The following is a 15309-nucleotide window of genomic DNA, read 5'->3' as shown; positions in this document are numbered from 1 at the left end:
TTTCCATTTTTATTTGTAATGAAATTTTCATTGCAACGACTTGGAAGATCGCCTAATCTTGGTCGTGAGCGATGGTGCTTTGGTGGCAACCCCCGGGTTTGTACGCGGATGGAAAGCCGCCGCCCGCCAGACGCTCCCTTCAAAAACGACATACCGAGAAAGGTGGAGACAATGAGACTTTGCAAGGGCAAGGCTACGCTCAGGATTCTGGTGACGGCATTGACGTTGGCGACGGGATTCGGCGCGGCCTCGGCGGCCCGCGCGGCTGACGCTCACTTCGTGCTGATCAGCCACGCGCCGGATTCGGATTCGTGGTGGAACACCATCAAGAACGCCATCAAACAGGCCGACGAGGACTTCAACGTCGAGACCGACTACCGCAATCCGCCGAACGGCGACATCGCCGACATGTCGCGTCTGATCGAACAGGCGGCCGCGCGCAACTACGACGGCGTGATCGTCACCATCGCGGATTTCGACGTGCTGAAAAGCTCGATCAACAAAGTGACCGCGAAGAAGATTCCGCTCGTCACGATCAATTCCGGCACGGAGGAACAGAGCGCGCAGCTCGGCGCGATCATGCACGTGGGTCAACCCGAATATGTCGCGGGCAGAGCGGCCGGCGAGAAAGCCAAGGCCGCGGGCGTGAAGTCGTTCCTGTGCGTGAACCACATCGCCACCAATACGGTGTCGTTCGACCGCTGCCGTGGTTTCGCCGAAGCGCTCGGCGTCGACTACAAGGCTTCCACGATCGACTCCGGCCAGGACCCGACCGAGATTCAGTCGAAGGTCAGCGCGTATCTGCGCAACCATCCGAACACCGGCGCGATCCTGACGCTCGGACCGACCCCGGCTTCGGCCACACTGAAAGCGGTCACGCAGATGGGTCTGGCGGGCAAGATCTACTTCTGCACGTTCGACTTCTCCGACGACATCGCCAAGGCGATCCAGAGCGGCACGATCCAGTTCGCGATCGACCAGCAGCCGTACCTGCAGGGTTATATCCCCGTCGCCGTGCTGGCGATCGTGAAGAAAGAGCACACCACCGATCCCGCGAAGATCCGCCAGATTCTCGAAGCCAATCCGAAGTTCAAGGAACGGCTCGCGACTTACGGCCTCGCGCCGTCGTATGGGCCGAAGAACATCCGCTCGGGCCCGGGCTTCATCACCAAGGAAAACCTCGACAAGGTCATCAAGTACGCGGGGCAGTATCGCTGATTCTTTTCTCTAGCTAGTCACGCGCACGGCGGGCACCGCTTCGATACCGGGCGGGCCGCCCGCCGCCACCGCGCATTTCACCGGCTGTCGTTCTCGCCACGCATCCTCGCGTACGAGCCGCACACGGTCGGGCTCCAAGGAGACATCATGGGTGTAGCCGGCAAACACTTCCCACCGCACGTCAAGTCGAATACCGGCGAGGCAGCGCCCGCGCTGCCCGATTCGGATGAACGGCTGCGCAAGGAATCCAGGTTCGGCCATGTGCTGAATCGCCCCGAATTCGCGGCAATTTCCGGCGCGGTCCTGGTGTTTCTCGTTTTCGCGCTGACGGCCGGCAACTCCGGCATGTTCAATCTCGACGGCGTGATGAACTGGTCGCAGGTGTCCGCGTATCTCGGCATTCTCGCCGTCGGCGCGTGTCTGCTGATGATCGCCGGCGAGTTCGATCTGTCCATCGGCTCGATGATCGGTTTCGCCGGCATGATGGTGGCGATTCCCTCGGTCTATTTCCACTGGCCGATTTCGCTCGCGATCCTCTTCGCGTTCGCCGGCTCCATGCTGCTCGGGGCGCTGAACGGCTATCTGGTGATGCGTACGCGGCTGCCCTCGTTCATCGTCACGCTCGCGTTTCTGTTCATCCTGCGCGGCCTGACTCTGGCGCTCTCGATCATGTTCGCGGACCGCACCATCGTCTCCGGTGTCGGCGACCTCGCGCAACAGGACTGGTTCGCGGATACGCTGTTTCACGGCGTCGCGCTGAATGGTCTGTTCACGATGCTCGCGCATCACGGCATCGGCACCTTGCTCGATAACGGGCACGCGCTCGTGCCGGGCATTCCCAAGGTGATTCTGTGGTGGCTTGGACTCGCGGCGGTGTGCGCGTTCGTGCTGGCCAAAACGCGCGCGGGCAACTGGATTCTCGCAGTGGGCGGCGACGCCAACGCGGCGAAGAACGTCGGCGTGCCGGTGCGTCGCGTGAAGATTTCGCTGTTCGTGCTGACCGCCTTCTGCTCGTGCCTGTTCGCGGTGCTGCAAGTGTGCGACATCGGTTCGGCCGCGGCCGACCGCGGTTTGCAGAAGGAATTCGAAGCGATCATCGCCGCGGTGATCGGCGGCACCTTGCTGACGGGGGGTTACGGGTCGGTGGTCGGCGCGTGTTTCGGCGCCTTGATCTTCGGCGTCGTGCAGATCGGCATTACCTACACCAACGTCAGTTCCGACTGGTTCCGCGTGTTCCTCGGCGTGATGCTGCTGATCGCCGTGCTGTTCAATCACTATGTGCGCCGCCGCGTCGCGCAATCGTAACGAGGAGACGACCATGTCCGATACGAACACCGCAGCGAATGGCCTGGACGGCTCGAACCCGAACGCGGGCGCGCCGCAGGAAGACGTGATCCTTGCTCTCGAGAACGTCAACAAATACTTCGGCAAGGTGATCGCCCTAAGCGGCGTGACCTTGCGCCTGAAACGCGGCGAAGTGCACTGTCTGCTCGGCGACAACGGCGCGGGCAAGTCGACGCTGATCAAAACGCTTGCCGGCGTGCATCAGCCCTCTTCCGGCCAGTATCTGGTGGACGGCAAACCGGTGCTGTTCGAATCGCCCAAAGATGCGCTCGATCTCGGTATCGCCACCGTGTATCAGGATCTCGCGCTGGTGCCGCTGCTCTCCGTGGCGCGCAACTTCTTCATGGGACGCGAGCCGCAAAAGAAACTGTTCGGCTTCCTCAGTGTGATGGATCTCGAAACCAGCGCCATCACCGCGCGCGACAAGCTCGCCGAAATGGGCATCAACGTGCGCGACGCGCATCAGCCGATCGGCACCATGTCCGGCGGCGAGAAACAGTGTCTGGCGATCGCGCGGGCAATTCACTTCGGCGCGCGCGTGCTGATTCTCGACGAGCCGACCGCCGCGCTCGGCGTGAAGCAGAGCTTCAACGTGCTCAAGCTGATTCACAAGGCGCGCGCCAAGGGCATCTCGGTGATCTTCATTACGCACAACGTGCACCACGCGTATCCGATCGGCGATTCGTTCACGATACTCAATCGCGGCAAATCGCTCGGCACCTTCACCAAGGAAACCATCAGCAAGGACGAAGTGCTCGACATGATGGCCGGCGGCGCCGAGATGCAGAAGATGATCGGCGAACTCGAAGGCGCGACGATCTGATTCATTCGCGCGGCGGTTCGACGCAATCGCGCAGGGCGCCGCGCCCAGCTATTCAGGAAACTCCATGGATCATTCCAGCACATCCAGCGGCGTCACGTACGACGCGTCCGCTTCGGCGCCGGCCACCGGCAGCCGTTTCGCGCCGGGCCGCAGCCGCGACATCGTCTGCCTCGGCCGCCTAGCCGTCGACCTTTACGCGCAGCAAGTCGGCGCGCGGCTCGAAGACGTGTCGAGTTTCGCGAAGTATCTCGGCGGGTCGTCGGCGAATATCGCGTTCGGCTGCGCGCGGCTCGGCCTCGCGTCGTCGATGCTGGCGCGCGTCGGCAACGATCACATGGGCCGCTTTCTCACCGAGACGCTCACCAAGGAGGGCTGCGACGTCAGCCACGTGCGCATCGATCAGGAGCGTCTGACCGCGCTCGTGCTGCTCGGCCTGAAAGACCGCGATACTTTCCCGCTGATCTTCTACCGCGAGAACTGCGCGGATATGGCGGTGGATGAAGCGGATTTCGACGAGGCCTTCATTGCGTCGTCGAAAGCGCTGTTGATCACCGGCACGCACTTTTCCACCGAACAGGTGAACCGCACGAGCCGCCGCGCGCTGGACTACGCGCGCCGCAACCAGGTGGGCACCGTGCTCGATATCGACTATCGCCCCGTGCTGTGGGGTCTTACCGGCAAAGCGGACGGTGAAACGCGTTTTGTCGCGAGCGAAGGCGTCACCGCGCATTTGCAGCGCATTCTGCCCTTGTTCGACCTGGTGATCGGCACCGAAGAGGAATTCCGCATTGCCGGCGGCAAGACCGAACTGGTCGATGCACTCGCGATGGTGCGCGCCGTCACGCCGGCCACGCTCGTACTCAAGCGTGGACCGCTGGGCTGCCAGATCATCGACGGCCCGGTGCCCACCTCGCTCGACGACGTACCGATTCAAGGCGGCGTGGAAGTCGAAGTGCTGAACGTGCTCGGCGCGGGAGACGCGTTCGCCTCAGGTTTTCTCTCGGGATGGCTGCGCGATCAACCGCTCGAAGCGTGCGCGCGCGCCGCCAACGCGAGCGGCGCGCTGGTCGTCTCGCGGCACGGCTGCGCGCCGGCCATGCCGACGCCCGCCGAACTCGACTACTTCCTGCGCGAAGCGAAAGCCGATCCGCAGCGCATGCGCCGCCCGGATCGCGACGCGACGCTCGCGCGTTTGCATCGCGTCTCGCCGGCTCGCAAACAATGGGACGAAGTGCTCGGTTTCGCCTTCGACCATCGCAACCAGTTCTTCGAACTGGCGCAGCAAACCGGCGCCGACGAAGCGCGCATTGCGCGCCTGAAGGGCCTGTTCGTCGAAGCCGTCGCGCAAACCGAAAGCGCGTTGGGTCTGCAGAACCGCATCGGCGTGCTGATCGACGACCGCTACGGCCAGGACGCGCTGAACGCGGCCACCGGGCGTGGCTGGTGGATCGGCCGGCCGGTGGAACTGCCAGGCTCCGTGCCGCTCGTGTTCGATCACGGCCGTTCGATCGGCACCACGCTGATCCCGTGGCCGCAGGAGCATATCGTCAAATGCCTCGTGCAGTTTCATCCCGACGAACCCATCGAGCAGCGTCTCGAACAGGAAGCGCAACTACGCTCGCTCTACGACGCCACGCAAGCGAGCGGCCATGAGCTGCTGCTAGAAGTGATTCCGCCGAAACACGCGCATCTGCCGCACGCGCCGGACACCGTGTATCGCGCGTTGAAGCGGCTGTACAACATCGGCATCTATCCCGAGTGGTGGAAGCTCGAACCGATGGATGCCGTGCAATGGCGCCACGTCGATGCGCTGATCGCCGAGCGCGATCCCTATTGTCGCGGCGTGGTGCTGCTCGGCTTGTCGGCGGCCGTCGAGCAGCTGGACGAGGGCTTTCGCGCGGCGGCGCAGTCGGCGACGTGCCGCGGCTTCACGGTCGGCCGCACGATCTTCCACGAGCCGAGTCATGCGTGGCTCGCCGGAGAAATCGGCGACGACGAGCTGATCGCGCGCGTGCGCCGCACCTTCGAGACACTGATCGCTTCGTGGCGTGCGACGCGTGGCGCGAGCGCCGCGCAAACCAGCGCGCCGAACCATGTCCATCAGGAGCAAGCCGCATGAATCAGCGCGTATTGCATCACGACGCGGCGTCCGCCAACGACGCCAGCCACACTCGCACAGGCTCGGGCGGCACGGTGCGCCTGACGACCGCGCAGGCGCTGGTCCGCTATCTCGCCGCGCAACGCGTCGCGACGGAGGACGGCCAGGGCGCCGAGCCGCTATTCGGCGGCGTGTTCGCCATCTTCGGCCATGGCAACGTCGCGGGGATCGGCGAGGCGCTCTATCAGCACCGCGAAGAATTGCCCACCTTGCGCGCCCACAACGAACAGGCGATGGCGCATAGCGCGATCGCCTATGCGAAGGCGCATTTCCGCCGCCGCATGATGGCCGTCACGACGTCGATCGGACCGGGCGCCACCAACCTCGTGACCGCGGCGGCGCTCGCCCACGTGAACCGTTTGCCGGTGCTGCTGTTGCCCGGCGATATCTTTGTCTCGCGCGCCCCCGACCCGGTGTTGCAGCAGCTCGAAGACTTCCAGGACGGCGGCGTGTCCGCCAACGACGCGCTCAAACCGGTGTCGCGTTACTTCGACCGCATCGTCCATCCGGCGCAATTGTTGAATGCGCTGCCGCGTGCCGTACGTGTGCTGACCGACGCCGCCTTGTGCGGTCCCGTCACGCTCGCGTTGCCGCAAGACGTGCAGGCGCAGGCATGGGATTTCCCCGTCGACTTCTTCAAGCCGCGCGTCGTCACGTTTCATTCGCCCGCGCCGCGCGTCGACGAGATCGAGGCCGCCTTCGCGCATCTGCGGCATGCGAAGCGGCCATTGATCGTTGCGGGTGGCGGCGTGCTCTACAGCCGCGCGACCGATGCGCTGCACCGTTTCTCAACCACGCACGGCGTTCCGGTCGCGGAAACGCAGGGCGGCAAGGGCGCGCTTGCCTGGAACGATCCGCTGAACGCCGGTGCGCTCGGCGTGACGGGCTCGCCCGCCGCGAACGCGCTCGCGCACGACGCCGATTGCGTGCTGGCCATCGGCACCCGCTTGCAGGACTTCACCACCGGCTCGAACACCTTGTTCACGCAAGCCGATGTGGTGGCCATCAACGCCAATGCGTTCGACGGTCTCAAGCATCGCGCGCTGGTGGTCGAAGCCGACGCGCGTCTCGCGCTCGAAGCGCTCGCCGAACCCCTGCAAGGCTGGCACGCGGACCGCACATGGACCGCGCGCGCGCACAAACTCGCTTCAAGCTGGCGCGATACGGTGAGCACGCTCACGCATGCACAGCAACGCGACACCGTGCTGCCTTACGAGGGCGATGTGATCGGCGCGATACAACGTTCGAGCGGCAGTTCGCCCGCGAACGACATCGTCGTATGCGCGGCCGGCACCCTGCCCGCCGAATTGCACAAGCTGTGGCGCGCCGGCAAACCGGGCGCATATCACGTCGAGTACGGCTATTCGTGCATGGGCTACGAGATCGCCGGCGGACTCGGCGTGAAGCTCGCCCGGCCCGCGCGTGAAGTGATCGTGATGCTCGGCGACGGCAGCTATCTGATGATGAACAGCGAGATCGCCACCTCGGTGATGATCGGCGCGAAGCTGATCGTCGTGGTGCTCGACAATCGCGGCTATGGCTGCATCAACCGCCTGCAGCAGGCCTGTGGCGGCGCGCCGTTCAACAACCTGCTCGAGAACTGCATGCAAGGCCCGCTCGGCGCGCCGAAGATCGATTTCGCCGCGCATGCGCGTGCGCTCGGCGCACAGGCCGAGCATGTCGCGAATATCGCGGAACTCGAGACTGCTTTGGAACGCGCCCGCGCGGCGGATCGCACCTACGTCATCAGCATCGATACCGATGCGGCCCGCACCACCGACGAGGGCGGCTGGTGGTGGGAAGTGGCGGTGCCGGAAGTGTCGGCGCGCCCCGCTGTGCGAGACGCGCGCGCGAAGTACGAAACGCAGCTTGCGGCCCGCGCCGAACCGGCGGCCAGCTCCGACCCGAACACAGGCCCCACGGACAACGAATGAGGACGCCCGCATGACTGCTTTCGACGTACGTATCGGCATCAATCCGTTATCGTGGATGAACGACGATCTGCCTTCGCTCGGCGGCGAGACGCCGCTCGAGGTGGCGCTGACGGAAGGCCGCGAGATCGGCTATCAAGGCTTCGAACTCGGCAACAAGTTTCCGCGCGAACCGCAGGCATTGAAGACACTGCTCGCGCAATACGATCTCGCGCTGGTTTCGGGCTGGTATTCCGGACGACTCGCGCGACGCAGCGTGGACGAGGAAATCGCCGCCGTCGGCCCGCATCTCGAACTGCTCGCGCAAAACGGCGCGACGGCGATGGTGTACGGCGAGGTCGCCGATTCGATTCAGGGCGCGCCGCAGCCGCTTTACCAGCGCCCGCGTTTTTTTAGCGACGCGCAATGGGCCGCCTACGCGGCGCGCGTCGACGAATTCGCGCGTTATACGTCAAGCCGTGGCGTGCGGCTCGCCTATCATCACCATATGGGCGCGTATGTCGAGACGCCGGCCGATGTCGATCAACTGATGGCACGCACGAGCGATGCCGTCGGCCTGCTGTTCGACGCGGGGCATATCACGTTTGCCGGCGGCGATCCGCTCGCCGTGCTCGACAAGCATATCGGGCGCGTTTGCCACGTGCATTGCAAGGACGTGCGCCCCGCCGTCATGAAGCTCGCGCGCAATCGCAACTGGAGTTTTCTCGACGCGGTCATCGCCGGCGCCTTCACGGTGCCGGGCGACGGCGCGGTGAATTTCCCCGCGATCATCGAGCGCCTGAAGCGGCACGGTTATTGCGGCTGGCTGGTGGTGGAAGCCGAACAGGATCCGGTCGTGGCGCCCTCGTTCGAGTATGCGCAGAAAGGCTACAGGACATTACGCGCGCTGGTCGATGCGCCGCTCGGCGTCGCCGGCGGCACTCAGCAGGAGGCAGCATGAGCTTATTGGTGAAGGCGCAGCGCGAAGGCCAGACAATCGCGCGAGTAACACCGGAGTCGGCGTGTTGGCGGTATGTGGGATTTGCCGCCTATCGCCTGGGCGCGAGCGAAGTCGTGCATGTGTTCGAACCGTCGCGCGAAGTGTGCATCGTCGTGCTTACGGGCGCGGTCGATATCGAAACCGCGGACACGCGATGGAGTTCGCTGGGTTCGCGCGACAGCGTGTTCGAGGACGCCGCGCCGTATGCGGTGTATCTGCCGCCGAACGTGCGGGCGACGGTCCGCGCTAGCCGTGATGCCGAAATCGGCGTGGCGAGCGCGCCTGCCAAAGGCGAATTTCCGGCGAGGTTGATCGAGCCCGCTTCGATGAAACGCTCCACACGCGGCAAAGGGCTGAATACGCGATATGTATGCGATATTCTTCCGCAGACCGAGCCCGCGGAGTCTCTGTTGGTGGTGGAAGTCAGAACGCCTGGCGGACACGCTTCGAGCTACCCGCCGCACAAGCACGACACCGACAATGTCCCGCACGAGAGTTCGCTCGAAGAGACTTACTATCACCGGCTCGACCCGCCGCAAGGCTTCGCGTTTCAGCGCGTGTACACCGATATGCGCGACATCGACGAGTCGATGGCCGTCGAGAATCACGACGTCGTGATGGTGCCACGTGGGTATCATCCGGTGGTCGTGCCATACGGGTACGACTCCTATTATCTGAACGTGATGGCGGGCGGACAGCGCGTCTGGCATTTCCGCAACGACCCGGCGCATGAGTGGATCATCAATAAGGACGCTTGATGTTGCGGCCCGCGCGGCGCTTTCGAAAAGCTCCGCGCGTGAGGTTCGCTCAACCTACTCCGAGCCATTCGCGCATCACATCGGTCCGCTGCAGGAACGACGCGAGCGCACCGTCGAACACGACTTCACCGTGCCCCATCACCGCGACGCGGCTGGCGATGTCCTGCGCGATCACCAGACGCTGCTCGATCAACAGCATCGCCACGCCGCGATCGCGCAGCGTCCGCAAGCATCCGGCGACCTGCGCCATCACGAGACTCGCGAGGCCCTCGCCGGGTTCGTCGATGACGAGCAGATCGGGGTCGCCGAGCAACGCCCGCGCGAGCGTCAGCATCTGCTGCTCGCCGCCTGACAGCGCGCCCGCGCGCGTGCGCTTTCGTTCGCCCAGCACGGGGAATAGCGTGTAGGCGTCGTCGATGGTGAAGCGCGGCGCACGGCCACGGTTCTGCGGTGCGACACCGAGTTGCAGATTCTCGTGCACGCTCAGCGTCGGAAAAACGTCGCGATGTTCGGGCACATAGCCGAGGCCGAGACGCGCAATCTCGAAGGTGCGCAGACCGCCGAGCGCACGGCCCGCGAAACGCAACTCGCCTTCGCTGCGCACGAGGCCCATGATCGCGCGCGCGAGCGTCGAGCGGCCCGAGCCGTTGCGGCCGACCAGCGCCAGCACTTCGCCCGCCTCGATGCCCAGCGTCACGCCGTGCAACGCCTGGCTCGCGCCGTACCACGCGTTCAGCGCGCGAATCTCGAGCAAGGCGCTCATGAGCCGAACCCTTCGCCGAGATACGCGGCGCGCACCGCCGCGTCCGCGCGAATCGCCGCCGGCGTGCCGCTCGCGATGATGCGTCCTTGCACGAGCACCGAAATGCGATCGGCGATCGCGAAGACCGCGTCCATGTCATGCTCGACCATCAGCAGCGTGCGGCCCGCCGTGGTCTCGCGAATCAGTTCGATGGCGCGCGCCGCTTCCGCGCGATTCATGCCGGCCGTCGGCTCGTCGAGCAGCAAGGTATGCGCGCCGCCCGCGAGCGCGATGCCGAGATCGAGCGCGCGCTGCTCGGCATAGCTGAGCGTGCCGGCCAGACTGTGACGGCGCGCGCTCAAGCCCACTGCGTCGAGCACCTGTGAGGCGCGCGCATCGACCGTTTGCGAGCCGCTGAAACGCTGCCACCAGCGCGTGCGGTCGCGCTCCGCCAACATCGCCGCGCAGCGCAGATTGTCGAACACGGTGAGGCGCGAGAACACGCTGGTGTTCTGGAAGCTGCGCGCGAGCCCGCGACGCGTGATCGCGGCCGGCGCGAGGCGCGTGATCTCGGCACCGAACAGATCGATGCGCCCGGCGTTCGGCCGCGCGCCGCCGGCGATCAGATTGAAGAGCGTCGACTTGCCCGCGCCGTTCGGGCCGATCAACGCGTGACGCTCGCCGGGTTGGATCGCGAGATCGACACCGCGCAGAATCTGCGTGGAGCCGAAGCGTTTTTCGATGCCGTAGAGCGCGAGCGCGGGGATCATTGCGAGGCTCCGGCGGAGTGCGTGGTGCTCGAACGCATGGCTGCAAGAAGCGCTTGCGCGCGAATCGCGTAATGCGCGGACAGTCCTCCCAGCGCAGCCAGCACAAAGAGCGTGGCGCCGAAATAAAGTGGCGACGCGTCGATCCACGACGGCACACCGGCGACGTTGAACGCCGCGCCCTCGTCCAGACCGAATTGCGCCGCGTAGGCCCATTGCACGGCGAGCACAGCGGCCGCGGTCCACAGCAACGCGGCGGCCGTGCCCCACAGGTAAGCCGCGCGGCACCGGCGCCAGCCATGCGCGGCCACACGCGTCGTATGACGCTGAGCGAAGCCCGCCAATCCATCCGGCGAAAGCACCACGACCACGATGAAGAACAGGCCCAGATAAAACAGCCAGGCCCGCGTGACGCTCGCCACCGCGACGCTGAAAAACGTCAGGACGACCGCGCCGGCGACCGGCCCGAAGAACGCCGCCGTGCCGCCGATCACCGTGGCGATCAGCACCGCGCCCGAGCGCATCATTGCGACGCTTTCCGTCGACACCAGTTCCACATTGATCAGCGCCAACGTCCCCGCGATACCCGCGAAAAACGCCGATATCACCACCACGCCATAGCGAATGCGGCGCGGGTAGCAGCCAATCGCCGCGGCCCGCACCGGATTGTCGCGCACGGCGTTGGCAAGGCGCATGAAAGGCGTGCGCGTGAGCGCGAACATCGCGGCGCACGCGAGCAGGCACCACACGGCGATCAGTGCATAAGCCTCGCGCGCCGGACCGAAGCTCCAGCTTCCCAGCAGCGGTCCGCTCGCGCGGTCGATCGCCACGCCCGCTTCGCCGCCGAACCAGTCGGGCAGCGTCCACGCCGCGGCCGCCACGAGTTCGCCAAGACCGAGCGTGATCATCGCGAAGGCCGTGCCGGCGCGCCGCGTCGAGATAAAACCGAACAGCACGCCGCACAGCGCGCCGCCGATCCCGCCGACCAGTGGCAGCAAGACGAGCGGCACGCCGATCCGATTGAACACCTGCGCGGCCAGCAACGCGCCAAGGCCGGAGTAAGCGGCGTGACCGAACGACAGCAGTCCGGTCTCGCCCAGCAGCAGGCTGTAGGAAAGCGCGAACACGATCATCGTCGCGGTCTGGGCGAGATAGGCGAGCAGCCAGCTCTGCGGCCAGATGAAAGGCGGCACGGCGAGCAACAGGACGAGCGCAAGCCATGGCGCAAGCACGCGCCACTGCGCGCGGAGCGCGCTCACGGACATTGCTGACGATTCATTGGCCTCATGCATGATCGTCACGCCGCCCGAAAAGTCCGCGCGGACGCAGCGCCAGCATCGCCACCAGCAGCAGATAGGGGATCAGCGGCGCGAGTTGCGCGAGCGTCAGCGCGTCCCATTCGGCCGGCAGCGTCGCGTCGAAAATGGACAGCACGTCGCCCAGCGACACGTTGCTCGCTACCGCCAGCGTCTGCACGCAGCCGACCAGCAGCGACGCCGCCAGCGCGCCGCTCAGCGAACCCAGCCCGCCGATCACGACCACCACGAACACGATCGAGCCGAGCGACTCCGCCATCGCCGGTTCGATCACGAAGAGCGGCGCGCCGATCACGCCGGCCAGCGCGGCAAGCGCCGTGCCCGCTGCGAACACGCCGGTGAACACGCGCGGCACGTTGTGGCCGAGCGCTTCGACGGCGCTCGCGTGCGTGAGCGCGGCGCGCACGATCAGGCCCGCCTTCGACACGCGCAGCACCGCGAACAGCACGGCCAGCATGACGAGCGACACCGCCATCATGAACGCCCGGTAGCGTGCGAAGGCCGCGCCATATACCGTGAAAAGCGGCCCGTCGAGCACGGCCGGCACGGTCGCCGAGAGCGGACTCAAACCCCAGCCGAGCTTGACGAGTTCGCCAAGCAGATACGCGGCGCCGAACGTCAGCAGCAACTCGGCGAGATGGCCATGCACGCGCACGCGTCTCAATAGCCAACGCTCCAATGCCGCGCCGAGCAGCCCAACCACAAGCGGCGCAACGACCAGCGCGCTCCAGAACCCCGCGTGCGCCGCCACCGAAAATCCGACGTAAGCGCCGAGCATGTAGAAGCTCGCGTGGGCGAAATTCAGCACGCCGAGCATGCTGAAAATCAGCGTGAGTCCCGCCGACAGCATGAACAGCAGCAGGCCGTAACTGACGCCGTTGAGCAGGTTGATGACGAACGACTGCACGTGCCTAGTCCGGCTGGTCGGCGACGTTCAACGGTTCGAGCGCCGCGCGCAGTTCGGCGGGCAAATGCACCGGGCGCCTCGTGACACGATTCACATACACATGCACGAAGTGTCCTTGCGCGGCGGGCTGATCGTCGCCTTCCTTGAAGAGACCCACCTGATAGCGCACGCTCGACGTGCCGAGGCGTATGACGCGCAGGCCCGCGTCGATCCGGTCGGGAAACACCAGCGGCGCGAAATAGCTGCAATGCGTCTCGACCACGAGGCCGATCGTCTCGCCCTGCTCGAAATCGAGCACGCCGGTGCGGATCAGATACTCGTTCACCACGGTGTCGAAGTAGCTGTAGTAGACGACGTTGTTCACATGGCCGTAGACGTCGTTGTCCATCCAGCGGGTGGGGATCGTCAGGAAATGCCGGTAGGCACTGCGCGCGGCGGATGCGGGTTTGTTCATGCTGGCGTGGTTGTCTCGGGCGTGATCGTGAACGTTGTGTGGTTTGTCGGCCGGCTCACTGGCCCGGCCTTTCGACAAACTCGAACGGCAAGCCGCGCCGCCGCATCCATTCGCCGAGCGCCTGGCCGGTGCCCGCGCGCCACGGCCGCAGCCTGGCCGGCTCAACCAGCCGGTACTCCAGCAACTCCGGCGACAATGCGATCGTGCCGTACGCCTTCACGTGATACGCGATGATCAGTTCGTTCTTGCGGATGAATTCGTACACACCGATCAGCTCGACCGTCTCCGCGTGCAACGAGGTCTCCTCGAGCACTTCGCGGGCAACGCCCTCTTCCGGCGTTTCGCCGTTTTCGAGGAAGCCTGTGATCAGCGCGAACATGCCCTCCTGCCAGGCCGCATTACGCGCCAGCAGAATCCTGCCTTCGTACTCGACGATCGCCGCCACCACCGGCAGCGGGTTGTTCCAGTGGACGTACCCGCACGCCGGATCGGGGCAGGTCTGGCGGATGCGGCCGCCTTCGTGTTCGGCATCGGCGCGCTCGGTCAAACGCGTGGCGCAGCGTGGGCAAAATCGGTATTCGGTCATGGCGAAGAGGACGTTCCGTTGATCTCGTATGATGGCTTGCAGCTTCTGGACGTGACGCGCGGTTTGCGGTTGCCGTTCCAGTCGGTGCACGCAAGGGTGCTTGAACTCGCGTTCTGGTTGGTGCGTGAAATAGTGCTCGGCTTACGTTCTGGCTTACGTTCCGGCCCGTGCGCGCGTTGGCGCTCAGGTCAACGCGCGATCTCGACGCGATCATGGCCCGGCACTTCGGCGCCCCTGGTCGAACACGGCCTCACGCCGCGCACAACTCGCGAACCTCGGCGGCGAACCGTTCGACGGTTTCCGGCTGGGTATCCCACGCGCACATCAGCCGGCATCCGCCCGCGCCGATGAATTCGTAGAACTTCCAGCCGCGCGCGCGCATGGCCTTGGCGGCTTGCGCGGGCAATTGCGCAAACACCGCGTTCGATTCTCCGGGAAACATGATGCTCACGCCCGGAATCTCCTGCAACCGCGTTTGCAGCAGTTGCGCCATCGCATTCGCGTGGCGCGCATTGCGCAGCCAGACATCGTTATCGAGCAGACCGAGCCACGGCGCGGAAATGAAGCGCATCTTCGAGGCCAGTTGGCCGGCCTGCTTCAGGCGGTAGGCGAAATCGGCGGCGAGCGCGCGGTCGAAGAACACCACCGCTTCACCGACCGGCAAGCCGTTCTTGGTGCCGCCGAAGCACAGCACGTCGACGCCCGCGCGCCACGTGATCTCCGACGGATGCACGTCCAGCGCGGCGACCGCGTTGGCGAAACGGGCGCCGTCCACATGCACTTTCAGATGACGCCGTTTGGCGATCGCCGCGATTGCCCGCACTTCCTCGACGCTGTAGACCGTGCCGACTTCCGTCGATTGGGTCAGCGTGACGACTTTCGGCTTTGGATAGTGGATGTCGGCGCGGCGTGTGACCACCGCTTCGATCGCATCCGGCGTGAGCTTGCCGCCGATGCCCGGCGCCGTCAGCAGCTTCGAGCCGTTCGAGAAGAACTCCGGGCCGCCGCATTCGTCGGTCTCGATGTGCGCGAGTTCGTGGCAGATCACCGAGTGGTACGACTGGCACAACGACGCGAGCGCCAGCGAATTGGCCGCCGTGCCGTTGAACACGAAGAACACTTCGCAGTCGGTCTGGAACAGTTCGCGCAGACGGTCGCACACCTGGCTGGTCCAGGAGTCGTCGCCGTAGGCCGGCTCGTGGCCGCTGTTGTTGGCGGCGATCAGCGCCTGGAGCGCTTCGGGACAGATGCCGGCGTAGTTGTCGGACGCGAAATGTTGCATGGCTGGCGGCGCGTCCGGCAATGGGCGCGCTGGGATGACGGGAA

General features: G+C 65.4%; 14 protein-coding genes. 7 read left to right on the top strand and 7 right to left on the bottom strand.

Annotated features, from left to right (window positions below; translation table 11 throughout):
- Positions 1-171: 171 nt before the first annotated feature.
- The 7 genes from RI103_RS05765 to iolB all read left to right on the top strand — a co-directional run bounded on the left by RI103_RS05765 (position 172) and on the right by iolB (position 9211).
- Positions 172-1218, top strand: a complete 1047-nt coding sequence (locus RI103_RS05765; RefSeq protein WP_310814416.1) for a sugar ABC transporter substrate-binding protein — start codon at positions 172-174, stop codon at positions 1216-1218.
- A gap of 147 nt (positions 1219-1365) precedes the next feature.
- Positions 1366-2523, top strand: coding sequence for an ABC transporter permease (locus RI103_RS05760; RefSeq protein WP_310814415.1), 1158 nt, complete (start codon positions 1366-1368; stop codon positions 2521-2523).
- Between the two features lie 13 nt (positions 2524-2536).
- Positions 2537-3385 (top strand): ATP-binding cassette domain-containing protein, encoded by an 849-nt coding sequence (locus tag RI103_RS05755; RefSeq protein ID WP_310814414.1) that lies wholly within the window; start codon positions 2537-2539, stop codon positions 3383-3385.
- 64 nt (positions 3386-3449) lie between these two features.
- Positions 3450-5504, top strand: a complete 2055-nt coding sequence (gene iolC / locus RI103_RS05750; protein WP_310814413.1) for a bifunctional 5-dehydro-2-deoxygluconokinase/5-dehydro-2-deoxyphosphogluconate aldolase — start codon at positions 3450-3452, stop codon at positions 5502-5504.
- Entirely contained in the window at positions 5501-7477 is a 1977-nt protein-coding gene (gene iolD / locus RI103_RS05745) for a 3D-(3,5/4)-trihydroxycyclohexane-1,2-dione acylhydrolase (decyclizing) (RefSeq protein WP_310814412.1), read from the top strand. Before iolC ends, iolD begins: the two co-directional genes overlap by 4 nt.
- Positions 7478-7487: 10 nt before the next feature.
- A complete protein-coding gene (gene iolE / locus RI103_RS05740) occupies positions 7488-8414 on the top strand; it encodes a myo-inosose-2 dehydratase (RefSeq protein WP_310814411.1) in 927 nt (308 codons plus the stop codon).
- Positions 8411-9211 (top strand): 5-deoxy-glucuronate isomerase, encoded by an 801-nt coding sequence (gene iolB / locus RI103_RS05735; RefSeq protein WP_310814410.1) that lies wholly within the window; start codon positions 8411-8413, stop codon positions 9209-9211. The genes iolE and iolB overlap by 4 nt, the downstream gene beginning before the upstream one ends.
- Positions 9212-9260: 49 nt before the next feature.
- Here iolB and RI103_RS05730 read toward each other — a convergent pair whose 3' ends face one another.
- From RI103_RS05730 to RI103_RS05700, 7 genes are all read right to left on the bottom strand, one after another.
- Positions 9261-9974, bottom strand: coding sequence for an ABC transporter ATP-binding protein (locus RI103_RS05730; protein ID WP_310814409.1), 714 nt, complete (start codon positions 9972-9974; stop codon positions 9261-9263).
- Positions 9971-10723 carry an ABC transporter ATP-binding protein gene (locus tag RI103_RS05725; RefSeq protein WP_310814408.1) on the bottom strand — a complete coding sequence of 251 codons (753 nt, stop codon included), beginning with the start codon at positions 10721-10723 and terminating at the stop codon, positions 9971-9973. Before RI103_RS05725 ends, RI103_RS05730 begins: the two co-directional genes overlap by 4 nt.
- Entirely contained in the window at positions 10720-12012 is a 1293-nt protein-coding gene (locus RI103_RS05720) for a branched-chain amino acid ABC transporter permease (RefSeq protein ID WP_409076965.1), read from the bottom strand. The genes RI103_RS05725 and RI103_RS05720 overlap by 4 nt, the downstream gene beginning before the upstream one ends.
- On the bottom strand, positions 12005-12943 hold the full coding sequence (locus RI103_RS05715; protein ID WP_310814406.1) for a branched-chain amino acid ABC transporter permease: 939 nt from the start codon (positions 12941-12943) through the stop codon (positions 12005-12007). Before RI103_RS05715 ends, RI103_RS05720 begins: the two co-directional genes overlap by 8 nt.
- Before the next feature lie 4 nt (positions 12944-12947).
- The gene (locus RI103_RS05710) at positions 12948-13397 is read right to left on the bottom strand and encodes a thioesterase family protein (protein WP_310814405.1); all 450 of its coding nucleotides are present in this window, start codon (positions 13395-13397) and stop codon (positions 12948-12950) included.
- Positions 13398-13452: 55 nt separating this feature from the next.
- A complete protein-coding gene (locus RI103_RS05705; RefSeq protein WP_310814404.1) occupies positions 13453-13983 on the bottom strand; it encodes an NUDIX domain-containing protein in 531 nt (176 codons plus the stop codon).
- A gap of 250 nt (positions 13984-14233) precedes the next feature.
- A complete protein-coding gene (locus RI103_RS05700; protein WP_310814403.1) occupies positions 14234-15265 on the bottom strand; it encodes a low specificity L-threonine aldolase in 1032 nt (343 codons plus the stop codon).
- Positions 15266-15309 lie beyond the last annotated feature (44 nt).

It is taken from the genome of Paraburkholderia sp. FT54 (assembly GCF_031585635.1).
Classification (GTDB): Bacteria; Pseudomonadota; Gammaproteobacteria; order Burkholderiales; family Burkholderiaceae; genus Paraburkholderia.
The sequence above is the reverse complement of the archived record's forward strand: the minus strand, read 5'-3'. Positions and strand labels throughout refer to the sequence as shown.

What these genes read in the sequence shown, in the direction of transcription:
- RI103_RS05765 (WP_310814416.1), top strand. Translation starts at nt 172, where the DNA reads ATGAGACTTTGCAAGGGCAAGGCTACGCTCAGGATTCTGGTGACGGCA.
- RI103_RS05760 (WP_310814415.1), top strand. Translation starts at nt 1,366, where the DNA reads ATGGGTGTAGCCGGCAAACACTTCCCACCGCACGTCAAGTCGAATACC.
- RI103_RS05755 (WP_310814414.1), top strand. Translation starts at nt 2,537, where the DNA reads ATGTCCGATACGAACACCGCAGCGAATGGCCTGGACGGCTCGAACCCG.
- iolC (WP_310814413.1), top strand. Translation starts at nt 3,450, where the DNA reads ATGGATCATTCCAGCACATCCAGCGGCGTCACGTACGACGCGTCCGCT.
- iolD (WP_310814412.1), top strand. Translation starts at nt 5,501, where the DNA reads ATGAATCAGCGCGTATTGCATCACGACGCGGCGTCCGCCAACGACGCC.
- iolE (WP_310814411.1), top strand. Translation starts at nt 7,488, where the DNA reads ATGACTGCTTTCGACGTACGTATCGGCATCAATCCGTTATCGTGGATG.
- iolB (WP_310814410.1), top strand. Translation starts at nt 8,411, where the DNA reads ATGAGCTTATTGGTGAAGGCGCAGCGCGAAGGCCAGACAATCGCGCGA.
- RI103_RS05730 (WP_310814409.1), bottom strand. Translation starts at nt 9,974, where the DNA reads ATGAGCGCCTTGCTCGAGATTCGCGCGCTGAACGCGTGGTACGGCGCG.
- RI103_RS05725 (WP_310814408.1), bottom strand. Translation starts at nt 10,723, where the DNA reads ATGATCCCCGCGCTCGCGCTCTACGGCATCGAAAAACGCTTCGGCTCC.
- RI103_RS05720 (WP_409076965.1), bottom strand. Translation starts at nt 12,012, where the DNA reads ATGCATGAGGCCAATGAATCGTCAGCAATGTCCGTGAGCGCGCTCCGC.
- RI103_RS05710 (WP_310814405.1), bottom strand. Translation starts at nt 13,397, where the DNA reads ATGAACAAACCCGCATCCGCCGCGCGCAGTGCCTACCGGCATTTCCTG.
- RI103_RS05705 (WP_310814404.1), bottom strand. Translation starts at nt 13,983, where the DNA reads ATGACCGAATACCGATTTTGCCCACGCTGCGCCACGCGTTTGACCGAG.
- RI103_RS05700 (WP_310814403.1), bottom strand. Translation starts at nt 15,265, where the DNA reads ATGCAACATTTCGCGTCCGACAACTACGCCGGCATCTGTCCCGAAGCG.